The organism is Candidatus Paracaedibacter symbiosus (assembly GCF_000757605.1).
Lineage (GTDB): Bacteria > Pseudomonadota > Alphaproteobacteria > Paracaedibacterales > Paracaedibacteraceae > Paracaedibacter_A > Paracaedibacter_A symbiosus.
Map to the genome: position 1 here is coordinate 1056250 of NZ_JQAK01000001.1, position 18683 is coordinate 1074932.

Sequence of the window (18683 nt, forward strand, 5' to 3'; positions counted from 1 at the left end):
TCAAAAAAGAGTTAATTATACAAAAATAGTGCAGAAAAATAAGGCAAAGGTTACCTTAATCGCCCCCTCCTGTGTTATATAATGAGTTTTACAGGGACGCGCTCAGCATCATTTTCAGCTAAAAATGTCTCAAAATCATCTTTGCATGAATTAGGTACACAGAGCCTAGGACATTCGTTTTTGGGTAAAGGTTTTCTCTTGTATTTCAGCTTGGGCCGCATCAAAATTATTCTGATATTGAAAATGAAAACCGTAAAAGCTTAAGCCAAGCTCTAATGACGCTTGATACATTGAATCAAAATTATAGACGGCATCATCCACAAAAATAATCTTTTTAATTGTAGATAAGCCTTTACTTTGGCGATATAAACTAAAGACTTTAAACCAATCATTAAAGACCACTCCTTTAGCGTTTAAATCATGACAAAAAACAATACCGGAGGCAAATAATGCGGGTGTTTCTATCGTTGCCTCCCCCCACCTAATAGGACATATTTGCTTGTTAATCGTTTGGTAGCATAGCTTTTCCGGAATAGCAGCAGCGACTTGATACTTCCGTCTAAATTTAAAACCCGGGAGAGAATCAAAGGCCAATCCATGACGCGCCAATTGTGGCAAGGTCACTGCTCTCATGCGCGGTAGACGCGCTGTCAGCCCAATAATAGAAACCTGTTGTGTCCGTGCAATTTTTATAAAGTCCCCAATTTTTTCATCCGTCAGTTTTGTTTGAACCAAGCTTTGGGCCTGAATCCATCGATCATGAACAGCTAATTTCGCCTCAATTTCATTTTTTTGGCCATCCGCCATTGCTTGATCAACTAAATAGCTCAAATACTCAACTGTACCATAATCAGTAGTTGATGATAAAACTGTGTTATCAATATCCAACAAGACAAGGGTTGAAGCATCAAGACTCACAGCCTTTTCAATTTCAGAAAAAGTTTTAATTTGCTTAAAAGAGGGGCAACCGCCTATTAAACTGTTTGTCACAGACATCCATCAAATCCGATCAGTGAAAGAAATTAAAATTGATTTTTTATTCTTCTTGTGTGACCGGCATACTAGAGAATATTTCACCCAAAGTAAACTTGATTTATCTCCTGCATTTATATCTACTGTAAAATTTGCTATAATTATTTTAATGCATGCTATAGCCCAAAGGATTTACCAGAGTGATAGGCACATTAAAGCAAATGTTATACTCACAGCGCTTGAAAAAGCCGATTTCTCCAAGTGTTTTGGGCATACTTGTCGGATTTTTATTGATTTCCACTCCCTGTTGGGCGATTCCTGACTTTAAAGTCGGTTCGGTGATTATTGATGAGGAAATTAATAGCGCCCTTACCAACTGGATTGAACAGCTCTTCAAAGTTGCCGGTCTCAAACAATATCAGCCCCACATTTATTTGGTAGTTAATCCTGAATTAAATGCCGCTGCGTCCACGGGTGGGCAAATTTTGATTCATACCGGTTTAATCCAATCCTGTGATACTGCAGCGGAGCTTTTAGGGGTTCTTGCGCACGAAGTTGGTCACATTGCTGGTGGCCATATTGCCCGCATGGATCAAGCCGCGCAAGGGGCTATGTTACCTGCCGCCGCTGCTCTTCTTTTAGGCGGTGCCGCTGCTCTTGCCACCGGCAATCCAGCTCCCCTCATTGCCGGTCTTAGCAGTGGTGAACATCTCTTTAATCGGGGCATGTTAAAATTCACCCGCACGCAAGAATCATCCGCTGATCAAGCAGCAATGGCTTATCTAGATCGTCTTGGGTGGGGATCCCAAGGGTTACTTGACTTCTTTCAAGTTATAGAAAAACGCACCCAAATGATTTCAAGAGGGATTGACCCCTATTCCGTCACCCACCCTCTCACAACTGATCGTATTAAAAGCGTTGAAGAACATATGCATGCCAGATCTAACGCCGGTATGATTCCACCCCCTATTGAAGCCGAATTCCAACGGATTCGTGCCAAAGTGATTGGTTTTTTTGAATCGCCTCAAAAAATTTTAAATAACTCTGCCGACATTTTGAAACATTTCTCAGAAGACGATCGTACTTACGCCAAAGCAATTGCACTCTATCGTATAGGTAAAATGCCAGAAGCCATTGCCCGACTTGAGTCGCTGATTGATACACGGCCGAATGATCCCTATCTCTATGAACTTAAAGGGCAAATCCAGTTTGATGCTGGCAAGCATCTAGAGGCAATTAAATCGCTGGAAATGGCTGTGCAAAAGCGGCCAAACGCTCGCTATATCAAGATTATTTTGGCTCATGCCTTGCTGGAAAGCAAGCAAGCCGATGCTCCTAATCAAGCAAAAAAGCTCCTTATTCCCGTGACACAGCAAGATCCAGACAACCCTTTTGCCTGGCGGCTTCTAGCCATTGCCCATGGCAAACTAAATGAAGAAGGACAAGCATCTCTCGCCCTTGCTGAAGAAGCCCTTGCGAAAGGCGATGATAAAATGGCAAAAACTCACGCGAGTCGTGCCAAAGCAGCCTTAAAATCGGGCCCTGGTTTTACGCGCGCAAATGATATTTTATTTAGCCAAAAATAGGCTCGTTCATCTGAGATCAAGACAGCCTCAGATACAAAGCAGAAACCGGTATCGTTATAGGTTGTTAGGGATATCCATGACGATCTTGCCTCGGCTCTCAGACGCGCGTCTAAGCAGATTTTCCTTTCGTTGCTTTGCTAAAAAACTTTTTTCAAATTATCGGCAAAGTTGTCAATTTTGCTAAATTCTGTTGAAGTTAGCGCGCCACTAAAAGCTGTATCTGAAATGAGGAAATTGAACATTTCTTTATATTTTGACTCATCCATCAATTGCCGGTAGGTCTCTTTCAAGTCATTCAATTTATCTTTGTTGTTACTGAGAGCATAGCAAAGAGCAAGGTTAAAAATGCATTTACTACGATTTTCCTTATCGGTTTCAGGGAATAACTCAAATGCATTTTGGTATTTAGTGGCTGACTCAACCCAATTTTGCTTGGTAAAATAAAGTTCGCCCTTCTTTTCAATTTGAAGTGGTGTCTCCCCAAGGGAACTGATCGCTGCATCAATCTGCCCGTTTTGCTTCAAAGCTTCAGCCTTTAGCAAAGCCACATCATCAATAATATCTTTAGAAGGATCCTTAATCCCACCCAACGTCCTTAAACACTCTTGAGGATCTTTTGCCAGCAATTCTATAGCCGCAATCTTGTATAAAAACAGCTTCTTACGGTCAGGACTGACTGTTTTATCTTGGAGCTTTTTATCAAGATACTTTTTCAAAATATCCAAAGCATCTTGATACAAATCAAGTTTAACAAGTTCTCCTGTTGCTTTTAGGATAATGTGATCACCTTGTTCATTGTTAGGCGCAAGATCCCCATACTCTTGAAAAATAGATAAAGATTCCATGAGAGAAGGGGCCGGTTTCTTGTCAAAAAAATCGAGAAGATTTTTTTGCATGAGCTCAGGAAGTTTATCACGATGGGCTTGTTCGGGAAAATATTTAATCAAGCTGCGTAAAACCGGTAATGCCTTGGCATACTGCTTTTGCTCTTCTAATTGCTTAACATAATGCTTAGAAATGTAATATTCGAGGAAATCACCGCGCCAGCTAAAACGCAGTCGATTGAGAGTTGCCAGTATCTCTTCCGGTTTAACTGTTTTTTCCTGTTCCTCAACTTTTAATAATTCAAAAGCAGCCAAGGTGGCAACACGCTGCGACACTAGGTTTTGGGATAAAGCCTTTAATTGTTTAATTGCCCTGTTTTTTTGCTTATCATTTAGCATGATAATAGCCTGTGCTAACTTAAATAGTTGTTGGCCAAAAATATCATCTGGATAAAATTTCTTATCCGAAAACGTCTCAAGCACAGTATTATCTTTATGCAATACAGCTGTCTGTAAAATCAATCCTTGAACCCGTGCTTGTAAAGCGGTAGGTAACAATTGGAAATGAGCTTTATAGTTTATCAAATTATGCAAACTATCAGTGTCGATAAATTCATTTTTGGAAGCTGCAGCTAGGCGATACCAAAACTTTGGTTCGGGATCATAAGACAAAACATCTAAAAGCTCTACGGCTTTAGAACTCCGATTAACAAGGAGCTGTGTAAGGCCATCAAGAGCTCTAAAGGTTGGCATTAAAACAATGTCAGGATAGCTTTCATGCAACAAATTCACCAAATTTAATGCTTCTGGCACCTTACCTAAACCTAAGTATTGCCAAATCAATTCAATGTTTTTCTGCAAAACTTGATTGCTGGCATGACTTGTCAACCGATTCAGCGCAATAATACGGTCTGGCGCTTTTTGTGAACTAAATTCGCCAAAAATAGACTGAGCAGTTATTCCTGATTCTATCGGAAATCGAGGAGATACGGACAATCCATTTTCCAAACTAATCGATACTTTCCGGCGATGATAATCGATCTCTAAATCCTCACTGATTTTATCAATTGCGACACCCATTTCTGAAGGCAGCAAAGTAAATTCTGGATAGCTATATTCATTTATTGCACGGAACGGCTTTTCTGATGTCAGTACCCAAAAGCTATGGTGAGTTGCTGGGTCCTCAAACTCCACTACATTCCCAGAAAATCGGACGCGAATGCAATAAGGATCTTGAGGTTTTTGAGGTAATTGAATTAGGTCATTACAATTGATTGTCTGATACTTATGCTGGAAGTCAATGGAGACTCCTTTTGATGTTTGTGTCACCGTTGGCGTCTGTCGGGATTTAAAAACAATTTTGAGAATGGCTTCACCAGTCTCAGATTTTAAAGAGTCGATCCCCACTAAACCAGGAATCATATTTACATCAAATGAGGGAATGTCAATATCCGTCACTCCCCCTAAAACGAGATACCAAATGCTGCCTTGGGCAAAAACAGCAACACTCCCAATTTCCTTGTCAGGAGTTATATCAACAGCTAAGCTTCTGTGTTTTTTACTAAGCTCAACCTTTGCTAGTTGGCGAGGCAGGGGCGCCAGATCAACTGATTTTGCTGACCCTTTTGGCTGTAAAACATTTAAATCTTTCAACTGCGCTTTGATTTTCTCTTCAATATTATCCTTTGCAGTTGCTGCGGTTACATTGAGTTCAGCGGCGCCCACCTTCGCTTTTTTAGTCGGTTTTTCACGCTTTTTGTCCGGCGTAGAAGACGTTGACTTGGATTCAGCTTGTGGTTTTGCCCCTGCCTGTGATAGTGGATATAAAATGAGTCCAAAATAAATTAAGCATTGTAAAATCTTTGAAAAGATCATAAGTCATTTACCAAACTGTTGAGTTATAAAAATTATCTGCCAAGATGTCGAGAACTTCAATCAATTTAGTATATAAAAAATTTTCTGAATCCCTACAGCAATTTTTTCCTTTTGAAAACGAACCCATAATTGTTGTCGCAACGTCAGGAGGGTCAGATAGTTTGGCTTTGTGCCTCCTAATGAATCAATGGATTACACAAAAATCCGGCAAATTAATTTCATTAACAGTTGATCATGGATTACGCCCCGACTCGACTGAAGAAGCATTAAAGGTTAATGACTGGTTAACAAAACAGGGAATTGAGCATCATATCCTTACCTGGAGTAGTGAAAAACCCGCAACGGATATCCAAAATAAGGCAAGAATTGCGCGCTACCATCTTCTTGAACGCTGGTGTGCTGAGCGTCAAATCCTTCATTTAGCCCTCGGTCATCACGCCGATGACCAAGCTGAAACGGTGCTACAGCGCCTCCTTCATGGCTCAGGCCCTATCGGCCTACAAGGCATACAAGCATGCAGTTACCGTCCTTTTGGGCGGATTCTACGCCCGTTATTAGGCTTTTCCAAACAAGAACTTCTCGATTACTTAAGGACTCAAAACCAGCCATGGGTGACTGACCCCAGCAACCTCAACCAAAAGTTTGAGCGCATCAAAGTACGTGGTATTCTCCCTCGCCTCGAAAATATGACAACTACCCCTTTTCCGTTCAATCAAACTGCGGAGAAATGCCAAGAGTTTGCCACTATCTCAACCGAGGTCATGACGGAATTTTTCACGGAATTTGTTCATCTCTCCCCTTTTGGCTATCTCAAAATCGATCGATATGCCTTTTTGCAACAGCTCCCCGCCTTACAAACTCTTGTGTTATCACACTGCCTGCAAGCCATTGGCAGTCACCCATATCCTTTTTCTAGCAAGCAACTAAGCGGAGTCATAACAAAAATCCATCCTCAACAAAACACGACAATGGGGGGATGCTTAATTGTCTTAAAATCTCGGGAAATTTGGATTGTACGGGAGCCCCGTAATCTTCCCTCCTCTGTCAAAATTAAGGAGCGTGAGGTTTACTGGGACAATCGCTTCTTATTAAAAGCCCCAGAAGAGTTGATAGGCGCCCACATTGTCCCTCACGATCCTCATCTTGCAGCAGTGCCAAGTTATGTGCGACGCACTTTGCCATTGATTATAAAACAAAACGGCGATTACATTTCATTTGATAACAAAACCGAGGGCATTTCATGGCAATTACGGCTCAAAAATAAGCTTCTACCTTAGGTTCTCTCCGTCTTAATTTCCTTAAAGATGATTTTCAGAGATTTTTATCCGAAAATAAGGCCAAATTTTAATGGAACAAGGAAATTAGAGTGAGATATCCTAGATAAATAGGGTTCCAAGCAAAGCTCAAGTATGCTAAGATTACACTAAAAGATAAGATCGCCGTAGCAGTTAAGGATCAAAAGTGAATAATTCAAATCGTAATTTCCTTATTTGGGGGTTAATCGCCATCGTTCTGTTTGGCGTTTTTCAAATGTTACCTGGTGCCTCCACGAAAGCGCCTGGGACATCCATCGTCTTTTCTGACTTTATTAAAAATGTTGATGAGCATAAAGTTAAGGAAATTTTGATTCGCGGCAATAACATTTCTGGTGCCATGAGTGATGGCCAGTCTTTCATCACTTATGCACCTTTTGACCCGAATTTGGTGACTCGTTTGATCGATAAAGGTGTTAAAATTAAAGCAGCACCGCAAGAAGAGGAACTTCCTTCTTTCTTGCATTTATTCCTTTCTTGGCTGCCAATTTTATTGCTGATTGGCTTTTCGATTTTTTCCTTACGCCAGATTCAATCCGGCGGCAATCGTGCCATGGGCTTTGGGAAATCACGGGCACGTCTTATTGGTGAAAAAGGGGGCAAAATCACCTTTGACGATGTCGCTGGTATTGACGAAGCCAAACATGAATTGGAAGAAATTGTCGACTTTTTAAAAGATCCCCAAAAATTCCAACGGTTGGGAGGTCGCATCCCACGCGGTGTCTTGCTCGTGGGCCCTCCTGGAACAGGAAAAACTTTACTTGCTCGAGCTATTGCTGGGGAAGCAAATGTGCCATTCTTTAGCATTTCTGGCTCTGACTTCGTTGAGATGTTTGTTGGTGTGGGTGCAAGCCGCGTCCGAGATATGTTTGAACAAGCCAAAAAGAATGCGCCGTGCATTGTCTTCATTGATGAAATTGACGCAGTGGGACGTCACCGTGGTGCTGGTCTTGGTGGTGGTAACGATGAACGGGAACAAACTTTAAACCAACTTTTGGTTGAGATGGACGGATTTGAAGAAAATGAAGGTGTCATTATTGTTGCCGCAACCAACCGCCCCGATGTACTTGACCCTGCCTTGTTACGCCCAGGTCGTTTTGACCGTCAAGTTGTTGTACCAAACCCTGACATTAATGGACGTGAGAAAATTTTAGCCGTTCACATGCGTCGTGTTCCTTTGGCTCAAGGCGTTGACATCCGTGTTATTGCCAGAGGCACTCCCGGCTTTTCAGGAGCAGATCTGATGAACCTTGTCAATGAAGCCGCTCTTATGGCGGCACGTCGTGGCAAACTTGCTGTCACCATGTCTGATTTTGAACAAGCCAAAGACAAAGTCATGATGGGGGCAGAACGCCGCACTCTTGCGATGACCGAAGAGGAAAAACGTCTAACCGCCTATCACGAATCTGGTCATGCGCTCGTTGCCTATTATTCGCCTGATTCCGACCCTATCCACAAAGCCACCATCATCCCCCGTGGCAGAGCCTTAGGCATGGTGATGCGTCTGCCAGAAGGAGATCGGATTTCCATGTCACGTGATAAATTACTGGCTGATCTTCGAGTTGCTATGGGGGGGCGTATCGCTGAAGAATTAATTTTTGGCACCGGAAAAATCACCACAGGAGCGTCTTCTGACATTAAAATGGCCACTGACATTGCCAGACGTATGATTACTGAGTGGGGAATGAGTGAACGTCTTGGTTTTCAAAGCTATGGCGATCAACAACAAGAGGTCTTTATCGGTCAGGCCTTAACACAGCGCAAACAAATATCTGAAAGCACAGCCCAACTTATTGATACAGAAGTATTGAGCATTCTTGATTCTTGCTACAAAGAAGCCTATGAGATGCTTACGAACAAACTTGATAAACTCCATTTGCTGGCTGGTACTCTGCTTGATTGTGAAACCTTGAGTGGAGATGAAATTAAGGTTTTGTTAGAAGAAGGAACTGCTCCAAAACCCACAAACTCTGAAAAAACAACAACCCCAACGACACCTTTCATTCCTGAAACGTCGATTGATGCATAAGTTTTAGGTTATTTTAATGTTATCTACTCGACAACTTTTTGGTACAGATGGTATCCGAGGGCTTGCCAATAAAGCCCCAATCACGCCTGAGATGATGTTACAGGTCGCAATGGCGGTAGCTGCAAAGTTTTGTGACAAAAATCACAGACATACAGCCATTATCGGCAAAGACACACGTTTATCCGGCTACATGATTGAAACATCGCTCACTGCTGGCTTTGTGGCTATGGGCATGGATGTATCCTTATTAGGCCCCATCCCAACCCCCAGCGTGGCTATGCTTACCCGCTCGATGCGCGCTGATTTAGGCGTGATGATTTCTGCTTCGCACAACCTCTTTGAAGATAATGGAGTTAAGTTTTTTGGGCCTGATGGTTATAAGCTTTCTGACGCGACAGAATTCGAAATAGAGGCTATCCTTAATAAAGGTCAGTACGATGTAGCCCTTCCCCATGATATTGGTAAAGTTCGTCGTCTGGACGATGCAGGCGGCAGATATGTAGAGTTTGTCAAAAGCACTTTGCCACGCCAACTGCGTCTAGATGGCATTAAAATTGTCATTGACTGCGCAAATGGAGCTGCCTACAAAGTGGCACCCCAAATTTTATGGGAACTTGGGGCAACCTTAATACACATTGGTACCCAACCAGACGGAACTAACATCAATGCTGGGTGCGGCGCCACATCTCCCAAATTGATGGCCGAAACCGTTGTGAAATCTAAAGCTCATTTGGGCATTTCACTCGATGGCGATGCCGATCGTTTGATTATGGCAGATGAAAAAGGTACTATCGTCTCGGGCGACCATCTCATGGCGATTTTGGCCAAATCCATGCATGAACAAGGGCTCTTGACTCATAATACTGTGGTGGCGACTCAAATGTCAAATTTAGGTTTTGAGCGCTTTTTGAAAGGTCGTGGCATTAATCTTATCCGTACAGATGTTGGAGATCGATATGTTATAGAAGCCATGCAGCAACATGGCTATACCCTTGGCGGTGAACAATCTGGCCACCTCATTCTCTCAGACTACAGCTCCACAGGGGATGGATTGCTCTCAGCTTTACAAATTTTGCGTATTTTTATTGAGCGCCAAAAACCTTTTAGTGAGCTTGCCACGGTTTTTAGCTCTGTTCCTCAATTATTGCGCAACGTCCGGGTAAGTGAGCGTGAGCTTTTAAACCAAACCACAATTGTCAATGCCATTGAGGTGGCAAAACAAAAACTTGAGACCAATCAAGGACGGTTGTTGGTACGTTTTTCGGGTACTGAGCCGCTTTTACGTCTGATGGGGGAAGCGGACGACCTAGCTGCTCTAACAAAAATTATTGATGATTTGGAACAAGTTATTGTGAAAGCTTCGTAAAAGAAGGCAAAAGTTAGCGCATCCATTTACCATCATTATTGGCGTTTTAAAAGACCCAAGCATATATAGTGAATCCAACCTCAGGACTTCTGACTTCCCATCTGCGGGTGTCATGTCTCTATCTGGAATAGTCTATTTCAAGGAGACCAATTGTAGTTGGAAAGCTGATATTTTAATATGACCTACTTTTTAAGGGCTTAGATGCGCAGAGCCTAGGATGGCAACCTGGGAATCTGCTAAAAATTATACCGCACCGCTACGGATATAACTGGATAAGTCTTAATCCACCAAGTATCGTTGACGACTTCTTCAGCGCCTTGTTTAAGCTTAACCATACCGGCAGGATTGTATTGGATTGGACCCGTCGCAGAGATTTTTGCTTTGGTATTCCCTTGCACATAAGCACCGACATCTAAACTCAAAGAAAAATTACTGCCAAATAGATTGCGCGAATCATACCCAGCCCCGAAATAGGGCGTAAATCGTCTAAAGTGGTAACAAGCCTTAAGAATACCAATGGTAGTACCAGGCACAACATTTCCATTAAAAGGAACTTCAGAAATACCTGAAAAGTCCCGATTCAAAACGAGTTTGCTCCGGTTATAGCCACCCCCAATGCTAAGCTTAAAACCAGCGTCATTTAATAGATACCAGTCAGCAATTAAGTTATAGGTTTGGGGTTTAATCTCAACATCATGATAGCTTATCCCCCCAAATTCAAAGGTTTCCCGATTATGAATAAACCCCCCGGCCTGAAATCTCAAACCAAATGTTTTATTAAATCGATATCCCACTTCTCCTTGAACCCCAAGTGTGCCAATTCTTGCACCAATGTTCCATTTAGTTGAGTTTTGCCCGTTGCCAGATGCCATCACCCCTGACGCTGTCATTAAAAAAGATAAGGCAAAGAATAATTGACAGTGATGCATTTATTTTCTCATTTTTAGTGAAGCTAGTGACGCATTTATAAACCACTTAAAATCTCTTTTTCAATAATTTTAAATAAATAAAATTAAATTTAAGTGAAAGAGTAGATGCTCTATGATGGAAATATTCACAAAGGATATCTCGTTATTATGACCCCTCTCTCCACCCTTTTTCTAGACCATTACCAAGAACAAGCAAAATTATTGCATTGGCATGCGGATCAGGAGCAACAACTAACCTTAAAAAAAATTGCAGTCGTGTATCAGAATCGCCTGGAAAAACAGTCTCAGTGGTTTTTTACCCGATTATGGGGGCGGCGCAAATTCACTGCTACAGGAATCTATCTGTATGGTCCTGTCGGTCGAGGTAAAACAGTGTTGATGGATATTGCCGCCAGTACACTACCCTCAGCCCGCAAGATTCGCTGGCATTTTACTGAATTCATGCAAAAAATACATGCGCTCAATGCCAACTTTGCCCAAAAGGTCGACCGAAAAAGCAATAAATCGCAACCTATTGAACAAACAATTACTTATTTAAAACAACATTACGATTATCTGTTTTTAGACGAACTGGAAGTCACTGAAATTGCCGATGCCATGATTCTCGGTCGTTTGTTTAAAGGGTTAACTGAAGCGGGCGTGATTATTTTTCTCACCTCCAATATTCCGCCTGAAAGGCTCTACCAAGGCGGTCTTCATTATGATCGCTTTTACCCTTTTGTCAGTTATATTGGCTCTACCTTTCAGGTATTTAAGCTCAATAATGATGAGAAGGTTGATTTTCGCACCGTCGACAAAGCTAGATCCCATGGTTCTTTAAATCTTGAAACACTCAAGCAAACATTTGCCGACATTGCGGAGATAGAGGGCTATCACCCTGCTCAATTTACCATCAATCAGCGAGTATTAAAATTGCCTTATGCCACGAAAACCGCTGTTTGGCTAGATTTTGATGAGTTTGGCGAAAAAGCTTATGGCTCTGCGGATTACCAATTAATTGCTCAAACGTACAGACAGGTTTTTCTTGTGAACGTGCCCCAATTTGATAAAGAGAGGCGCAACCCAGCCCGACGTTTCATCACGCTCGTTGATTGCCTTTATGATAATCAAGTAACCCTTTATCTCCAAGCAGCAACGACTCCCGAAAAACTCTTTAGTTCAGATATGGAACCGCCACTTCCCTCGGGGCGTACTGTTTCCCGTTTGATTGAAATGAGTTAGGCACTTGCTAATATCAAAATATTTTTCTAAAATTTTTTCATTACCTTACCTTTATAATATAGGCGCCCCGTATGTCTCCAAGTAGTCTCCCTCTCAATCTCCAAAACTATACTCAATTAACTGCCGAAATTCTTACTCAATTGGGCGTCAAACCATCAACTTTTACCTCTGGTGATTTAAAAGTAAGCACACCGATTTCAGGTGAGGTGATTGGACGGGTTGCTATCAACTCTATAAAAGAGGTGGATCAGGCGATCGATCACGCCCAGGAAGCTTTTCTTAATTGGCGCAGCGTGCCTGCCCCCAAACGCGGGGAATTAATCCGTTTATTTGGGGAAGAATTACGTCAACATAAGCATGCATTAGGGGCCTTGGTAACCCTTGAATGTGGTAAAATTCTGCAAGAAGGGTTAGGCGAAATCCAAGAGATGATTGATATTTGTGACTTTGCGGTTGGTCTGTCACGTCAACTTTATGGTTTAGTTATTGCTTCTGAGCGCCCCCAACATCGAATGATGGAAACGTGGCATCCTTTAGGTGTTGTTGGGCTTATCACCCCGTTTAACTTTCCCGCTGCAGTCTGGGCCTGGAATTTCGCATTAGCCATCATTTGCGGTAATAGCACTGTTTGGAAACCTTCTGAAAAAACCCCTTTGATTGCCCTTGCTTGTGAACATTTATTTGAGGTGGCTTGCGAAAAATTTGGTCAAGCTCCTGAAAATTTATCGGTAATGATTCAAGGTGGACATGATGTTGCTAATTGCCTGATTGATTCACCCAAAATTGCCTTAGTCAGCGCCACTGGTAGCACAGAAATGGGCCGTCATGTGGGACAACGCGTCGCCAAAAGATTTGGCAAGTCACTCCTTGAACTTGGCGGTAATAATGCGATGATTGTCACCCCTTCTGCTGATTTAGATTTGGCCTTACGTGCTATTACCTTCAGCGCTGTGGGCACCGCTGGCCAACGCTGTACGACGCTGCGCCGCTTAATTGTCCACAAAAGCTTGAAAGAGACGCTCTTAGCTAAGCTTAAAAAGGTTTACGAAACCATTCATATTGGCAATCCACTTGAATCACGCACTCTCTGCGGCCCCCTGATTGATAAAGCTTCTTTTGAACGGATGCAACAAAGTTTACAACAAGCAACCGCCGAAGGAGGAAATGTTTTTGGGGGAAGCAGAACCCATGAAATCACCTATCCAGATGCCTATTATGTGCATCCCGCTTTGGTGGAGATGCCAACCCACTCTGACATTGTGTGCTTTGAAACTTTTGCACCGATTTTATATGTTATCACCTATGACACATTGGAAGGAGCCATCGCGCTTAACAACGCGGTGCCTCAAGGGCTTTCCTCTTGTATTTTTACGCAACAACTCCAAGAGGCGGAAACCTTCCTTTCTGCTTGTGGCAGTGATTGCGGCATTGCCAATGTCAACATCGGGCCTAGTGGTGCTGAAATTGGGGGGGCTTTCGGGGGAGATAAAGAGACGGGAGGCGGTCGCGAATCAGGAACAGATTCCTGGCACAACTATATGCGGCGCGCCACCAATACTGTTAACTACTCAGCCGATTTACCTTTGGCTCAAGGCATTCAATTTGATCTCTAGTAAGTACATTTCGCACCTCACCCGGGCCTATCTCAGCAGAAAATTGTCCAGGGAAAAACCTTTAATAAAAGGCTCGACGTTTTCTGCTGGGAGGGGGTGGGAGAAAAGAAATCCTTGAATTTCGTCGCAATCAGTCTTTTCCAAAAACCCGAATTGACGATACTCTTCTACCCCTTCACACACGGAGCGGATATTCAGTTTTTGGCAAAGCGCCAGAATTGCTTTGACGATATTGACTTGCTTAGGTGAATTGATAAATAAGAAGGACCGATCAATCTTAATTTTATCTACTGGAAAATTACTTAAATATTGGAGCGATGAATAGCCCACCCCAAAATCATCTAGGACAACCTGATAACCATGGTGCTTAATTCTATGAATTACCTCAATCACTTCTAAGCTTTGCTCTAGTGCTTGTTCTTCGGTAATTTCAAGTTCTACTGACTCAATCGGGATTTCATATTTTTGACATAAAGCATTCATTATTTCAGCAAAATTTTCCGATAGTAAATGCTCCACGGGAATATTAAGAGCCACCTTGATCCCGTAGAATAGCCATGCTTTAACTTGAGCAAAAGCCTTATTAATCACAAGCTCATTCAATGCAATGAGAAGATTTGCTTCTTCTGCAAGGTTTAAAAATTCATAGGGTAAAAGCAATCCAAGAGTGGGGTGATGCCATCGTACCAGAACCTCAACCCCAGCGACCCGATTTTGCTTAATATTAATAATTGGCTGAAACAAAATCTCAAATTCATCCTCTTGAATTGCTTTTTTTAATTCTGATTCTAACATTAAATTGCGTATTTTTTTATTTGCGATATATGTATTGTAAAAAGCAATGTGGATTTTCTGTTGAGGACTCGTCATTCTAACAGCATTTTGGGCATGATTTATCAATTCCATCGCTGATGTCACAATACTCTCGGAAAATGCCACGCCGATGGAAATAGAAATGATTAATTCATCTCCATAAATTTTATAAATTTCAGTTAATTTTTCATTCAGCGCAAGGAGCTGCTTTTCACAAATTTTGTGATCGCTTATGCCTGGAATAATGATACCAAAACGACCTTGACCCCAAAACCCAAGAATCCACCCCTCAGCCATATATTGTTGCAGTCGCTCTTTAACATCATTCATCAAATGGGCTGTGATATAGTCAGCTACTCCTCCCCTAACAGACATCACCCCCTCAATACTGATACAAACAAGAGCTGTATTAGATCGGTGGATATATCCCATCGACAAAATCTGGCTAAGCTTTTCTTCAAAATGGACTACCTCTGAAATAACACTTGTTTCCGTTAGATCAAAAATGGAGGTTGTTTCCTGCTCGTGATCTAATTGTAACTGATCAAAAAGATGATTTTCGAAAAAGCACTTAAGCCATCTCTCATAAATGATATTGCGAATTAAAGTAGTCGTTTCTCCAGAATTAAAAGGGGTTTTAATAAAGAGAACGCGGCTATCAAGACCTAAAAATTTGACCACTTCACGCCAACTTTGGGGTGAAACTGAAGCAATAATAGTAAACAGCTCAGGATCAAGTTTTTGTATTTGCTTGATTTGTTGTAAATTATGCAAATTAAATTGGTTGATTTCCGCGAGTAATAACTGATATTTGATCCGGCCTAAAGCGTTTTTTTGAATCAATTTTTCGGCAGCCCCTATATCAAATACGGAATCAATGTGAATGGTAGGCCGCGTTAATAAAGCCGCATCAAAATTTGCAAGAGTGAGACTCGATAGAATTTCTCGCAAATGTAAATGGGATGCTTGGTTTTCGCTAGTTATAATAATTTTTAGTTTATCAAACACAAGAATCCAGCCTATCTATCCCAAAATACGGTATACCTTCAGTATAAAACTTAAAATGTTAATAAAAGTCTAATTGCTCTTTGGATAAAACCACTTTATTATCCGGTTACAGAAAAAGAAATAATAATGGAAATAAGAGTGTCTAAAGTTCATTACCCTGAAAATCCTTTTGATTTATTTAATGAATGGTTCCATGAAGCAGCTTCTGAGGAAACAAATGACCCAAATGCAATGTCATTAGCAACAGTGTCTGCTTCTGGTGTTCCCTCGGTTCGTATGGTTTTGTTAAAAGGTCTCACCGACGAGCAATTTGTTTTTTATACGAATCTTAACAGTCGTAAAGCCAAAGAAATCCAGCAAAACCCTAATATTGGTTTATGTTTTTATTGGAAGTCGTTACATAAACAAGTGCGGATTGAAGGGGTATGCGAACAAGTTTCCAGGGAAGAAGCTGATTCCTATTTCGCGACGCGCCCTGTAGGATCACAAATTGGGGCATGGGCGTCGCAGCAATCTGAACCATTAGAGAATCGCGCAGTGCTTGAAGAATCTCTGGCTAAGTATGCCCTTGAATTTGGCGATAATCCAGTGCCTCGACCCATTCACTGGTCAGGATTTAAAGTCAAACCTACTTTAATTGAATTTTGGCAAGAACAACCCTTCCGTTTGCACGATCGTATCGTCTATACTCTAACTAATGACAGCTGGAAGCATAAGCGGCTTTACCCTTAATGCAACAAAAACATCTCTTACAACTCGCCGCTATCTCGGCCATTTTAACGGCAACAGTTTTAATTGTTGCCAAATTTATTGCATGGACTCAGACTGGATCATTGAGCCTTCAAGCTTCACTTATTGATTCTTTATTAGATATTGTTGCCTCCATCATTAATTTCTTCGTTATCCGGCAAGCCCTCAAACCAGCGGATGAAGAGCACCGTTTTGGTCATGGCAAAGCAGAAGCGTTGGGGGGACTCGCCCAAACGGCCTTTATCGCAGGGTCTGCCATCTGGTTGTTTATTGAAGCGGCGAATCATCTTATTCGCCCCCAGCCCTTAGGCGATATTGCAATCGGTAATTCAATTATGGTTTTAGCAATCGTGCTGACCACTGCTTTAATTATTTTGCAACGTTATGTCATCAAGCGAACCAACTCCCTGGCCATTGCTGCCGATTCACTCCACTATCAAACTGACCTTTTAAGTTGTGTGGCTATTTTAGCAGGCCTTAACATCACCTCTTATTTTGAAGTGGTTTGGCTTGATAGTTTAATTGGCATTGCCATTGGCATTTATATTTTAGCGACTTCCTATCGGATCGGTGTTCGCGCCCTCAATATTTTGATGGATCATGAACTTTCTGATGATTTACGCCAGAAAGTTCTTGATATTGCCCGGGCAAATCCATATGTCAAAGGAGTACACGATTTGCGCACCCGGTCTTCCGGCAACAAAATATTCATACAACTGCACGTGGAAATGGACAAAGACTTAAGCTTGCAAACAGCCCATGATGAAGGATTGAAAATTTCAGTCAATATTCATTACGCTCTTCCTGAGGCAGATGTCATGATTCACCACGACCCAATATAGATACATACGATTAACACCATGCGACCATCAGCACGAATCCAAGCCGCCATTGAGGTAATTGACACTGTTTTAACAGAAGAATCTATCCCCGCTGACACAATTCTCACTCATTACTTCCGCAATCGCCGTTACATCGGATCTCAAGATCGCAAGAACATTGCCGAGCTTGTTTATCAAACGTTACGCCACAAAATAATTCTTGACGCTCTTTGGCAGCACATCCCCCCTAAAAGACCTACGACCAGTGGACGTACATTAATGATCACTGGCCTTAGCTATTTACAACAGCTCGATATAGAGTCAATAGCCGCTCTTTTTTCTGGGGATGCCTATGGTCCCCCTTTCCTGACAGAGCAAGAGCAAACTTGTCTTGAAAAGCTAAAAACAATTTCGGTGGCACAGCTCACTGAAGCAGAACAACATAATATCCAAGGGTGGCAACTGGAAGAGCTTAAAGCCGATTATGGGGATGACATGTTGAGCTTACTCACCGCCCTTAATCAACAAGCGCCTTTTGATTTACGCGTGAATAGTTTAAGCACCACCCGTCTAACAGTTCAAAAGCGGCTTGAGCAAGAGGAAATTACAGCGCATCCTGGCCAATATTCACCCACCGCCTTACGATTGACGGATCGCCGCCCATTGGGGAAACATCCGCTTTGGATAGATGGTAGCATTGAAGTGCAAGATGAAGGCTCTCAGCTAATCGCCCATTTGGTTGCCGCCAAACCTGGTCAATCTGTCTGGGACTACTGTGCCGGCGCAGGTGGCAAAACACTCGCCATTGCTGCCTTGATGCTGAATCAGGGGAGACTTATTGCAACCGATGTGGTTGATTGGCGTCTGCAGAGATCTCGCGAACGCTTTAAACGGGCTGGCGTTCATAATGTTGAATGCCATGTGTTAAATGAGACAACCACCAAATGGGTAAAGCGCGGACATGGTAAATTTGACCGTGTCTTAATTGATGTCCCTTGCTCTGGCAGTGGCACCTGGCGCCGTAATCCGGACTTAAAATGGCGACTGCAGGAATCGGGATTCCATGAGCTTCTAGCTATCCAAGCCAGTATTCTAGAAAAAGCGGCCAAACTTGTGAAACCCGGGGGACGGCTGGTTTATTCCACATGTTCGTTGTTTCGTTCAGAAAATCAAAGTCAAATTGACAAGTTTTTAGCGCAACATCCAGAATTTTCTCTGCTGCCAATCACCACGGTTTGGCAAGAGGTATTGCCTGGTCCCTGCCCGACGATAGAAACCACGTTGCAGCTTCGTCCTGACCAACATCATGTCGATGGTTTCTTTGTTTGTGTTATGGAACGCCAAAGGAATTAAGAAACAAAGAAAATCAAGGATTGCCAGGCAATCCTTTAATTTTTTATACCTTCTGTATTGTGACTGGAGAAAAACCTTATATAGTGGATAGAGTTCAACAGGATACATTTTACAGCGCAGTTTTGGAGGAGATTTTAAAGCTTAAAAACTACGAATAGTTGGCTCTCTTTAAGGTTTTTAAGGCGGCAAAAGCACGCCTAAAATTAGATT

13 protein-coding genes are annotated in these 18683 nt (G+C 42.2%); 9 read left to right on the plus strand and 4 right to left on the minus strand.

The features are described 5' to 3' along the window. Positions 1-165: 165 nt before the first annotated feature. Entirely contained in the window at positions 166-996 is an 831-nt protein-coding gene (locus IG80_RS0104810; protein WP_032112786.1) for a DUF2608 domain-containing protein, read from the minus strand. A 197-nt stretch (positions 997-1193) separates the two neighbouring features. Between IG80_RS0104810 and IG80_RS0104815 the strand changes: the two genes are divergently transcribed. Then, complete coding sequence (locus tag IG80_RS0104815) at positions 1194-2558, plus strand: M48 family metalloprotease (protein WP_032112787.1); 1365 nt, start codon at positions 1194-1196, stop codon at positions 2556-2558. Positions 2559-2695: 137 nt separating this feature from the next. Here IG80_RS0104815 and IG80_RS0104820 read toward each other — a convergent pair whose 3' ends face one another. Continuing rightward, positions 2696-5257 (minus strand): tetratricopeptide repeat protein, encoded by a 2562-nt coding sequence (locus IG80_RS0104820; RefSeq protein ID WP_032112788.1) that lies wholly within the window; start codon positions 5255-5257, stop codon positions 2696-2698. Between the two features lie 44 nt (positions 5258-5301). Between IG80_RS0104820 and tilS the strand changes: the two genes are divergently transcribed. From tilS to glmM, 3 genes are all read left to right on the plus strand, one after another. Continuing rightward, a complete protein-coding gene (gene tilS / locus IG80_RS13145; protein ID WP_052046045.1) occupies positions 5302-6534 on the plus strand; it encodes a tRNA lysidine(34) synthetase TilS in 1233 nt (410 codons plus the stop codon). Positions 6535-6718: 184 nt separating this feature from the next. After that, entirely contained in the window at positions 6719-8599 is a 1881-nt protein-coding gene (gene ftsH, locus IG80_RS0104830) for an ATP-dependent zinc metalloprotease FtsH (protein ID WP_084756151.1), read from the plus strand. Positions 8600-8615: 16 nt separating this feature from the next. Beyond that, on the plus strand, positions 8616-9965 hold the full coding sequence (glmM, locus tag IG80_RS0104835) for a phosphoglucosamine mutase (RefSeq protein ID WP_032112789.1): 1350 nt from the start codon (positions 8616-8618) through the stop codon (positions 9963-9965). A gap of 236 nt (positions 9966-10201) precedes the next feature. Here the strand turns inward: glmM and IG80_RS0104840 are convergent, their stop codons facing one another. Then, positions 10202-10894 (minus strand): hypothetical protein, encoded by a 693-nt coding sequence (locus IG80_RS0104840; RefSeq protein WP_032112790.1) that lies wholly within the window; start codon positions 10892-10894, stop codon positions 10202-10204. Between the two features lie 105 nt (positions 10895-10999). Between IG80_RS0104840 and zapE the strand changes: the two genes are divergently transcribed. After that, positions 11000-12115 (plus strand): cell division protein ZapE, encoded by a 1116-nt coding sequence (gene zapE / locus IG80_RS0104845; RefSeq protein WP_032112791.1) that lies wholly within the window; start codon positions 11000-11002, stop codon positions 12113-12115. Between the two features lie 71 nt (positions 12116-12186). Next, positions 12187-13728: an L-piperidine-6-carboxylate dehydrogenase gene (amaB, locus tag IG80_RS0104850; protein WP_052046047.1), complete on the plus strand. Its 1542-nt coding sequence runs from the start codon at positions 12187-12189 to the stop codon at positions 13726-13728. A gap of 27 nt (positions 13729-13755) precedes the next feature. Here the strand turns inward: amaB and IG80_RS0104855 are convergent, their stop codons facing one another. After that, positions 13756-15549: a putative bifunctional diguanylate cyclase/phosphodiesterase gene (locus tag IG80_RS0104855; RefSeq protein ID WP_032112792.1), complete on the minus strand. Its 1794-nt coding sequence runs from the start codon at positions 15547-15549 to the stop codon at positions 13756-13758. A 126-nt stretch (positions 15550-15675) separates the two neighbouring features. Here IG80_RS0104855 and pdxH point away from each other — a divergent pair, with 126 nt between their 5' ends. From pdxH to IG80_RS0104870, 3 genes are read left to right on the plus strand one after another with little or no spacing between them, the layout of a single operon-like run. After that, the gene (gene pdxH, locus IG80_RS0104860) at positions 15676-16281 is read left to right on the plus strand and encodes a pyridoxamine 5'-phosphate oxidase (RefSeq protein ID WP_032112793.1); all 606 of its coding nucleotides are present in this window, start codon (positions 15676-15678) and stop codon (positions 16279-16281) included. Continuing rightward, positions 16281-17141, plus strand: a complete 861-nt coding sequence (locus IG80_RS0104865; RefSeq protein WP_032112794.1) for a cation diffusion facilitator family transporter — start codon at positions 16281-16283, stop codon at positions 17139-17141. The genes pdxH and IG80_RS0104865 overlap by 1 nt, the downstream gene beginning before the upstream one ends. Before the next feature lie 18 nt (positions 17142-17159). Next, positions 17160-18473, plus strand: coding sequence for an RsmB/NOP family class I SAM-dependent RNA methyltransferase (locus IG80_RS0104870; protein ID WP_032112795.1), 1314 nt, complete (start codon positions 17160-17162; stop codon positions 18471-18473). Positions 18474-18683 lie beyond the last annotated feature (210 nt).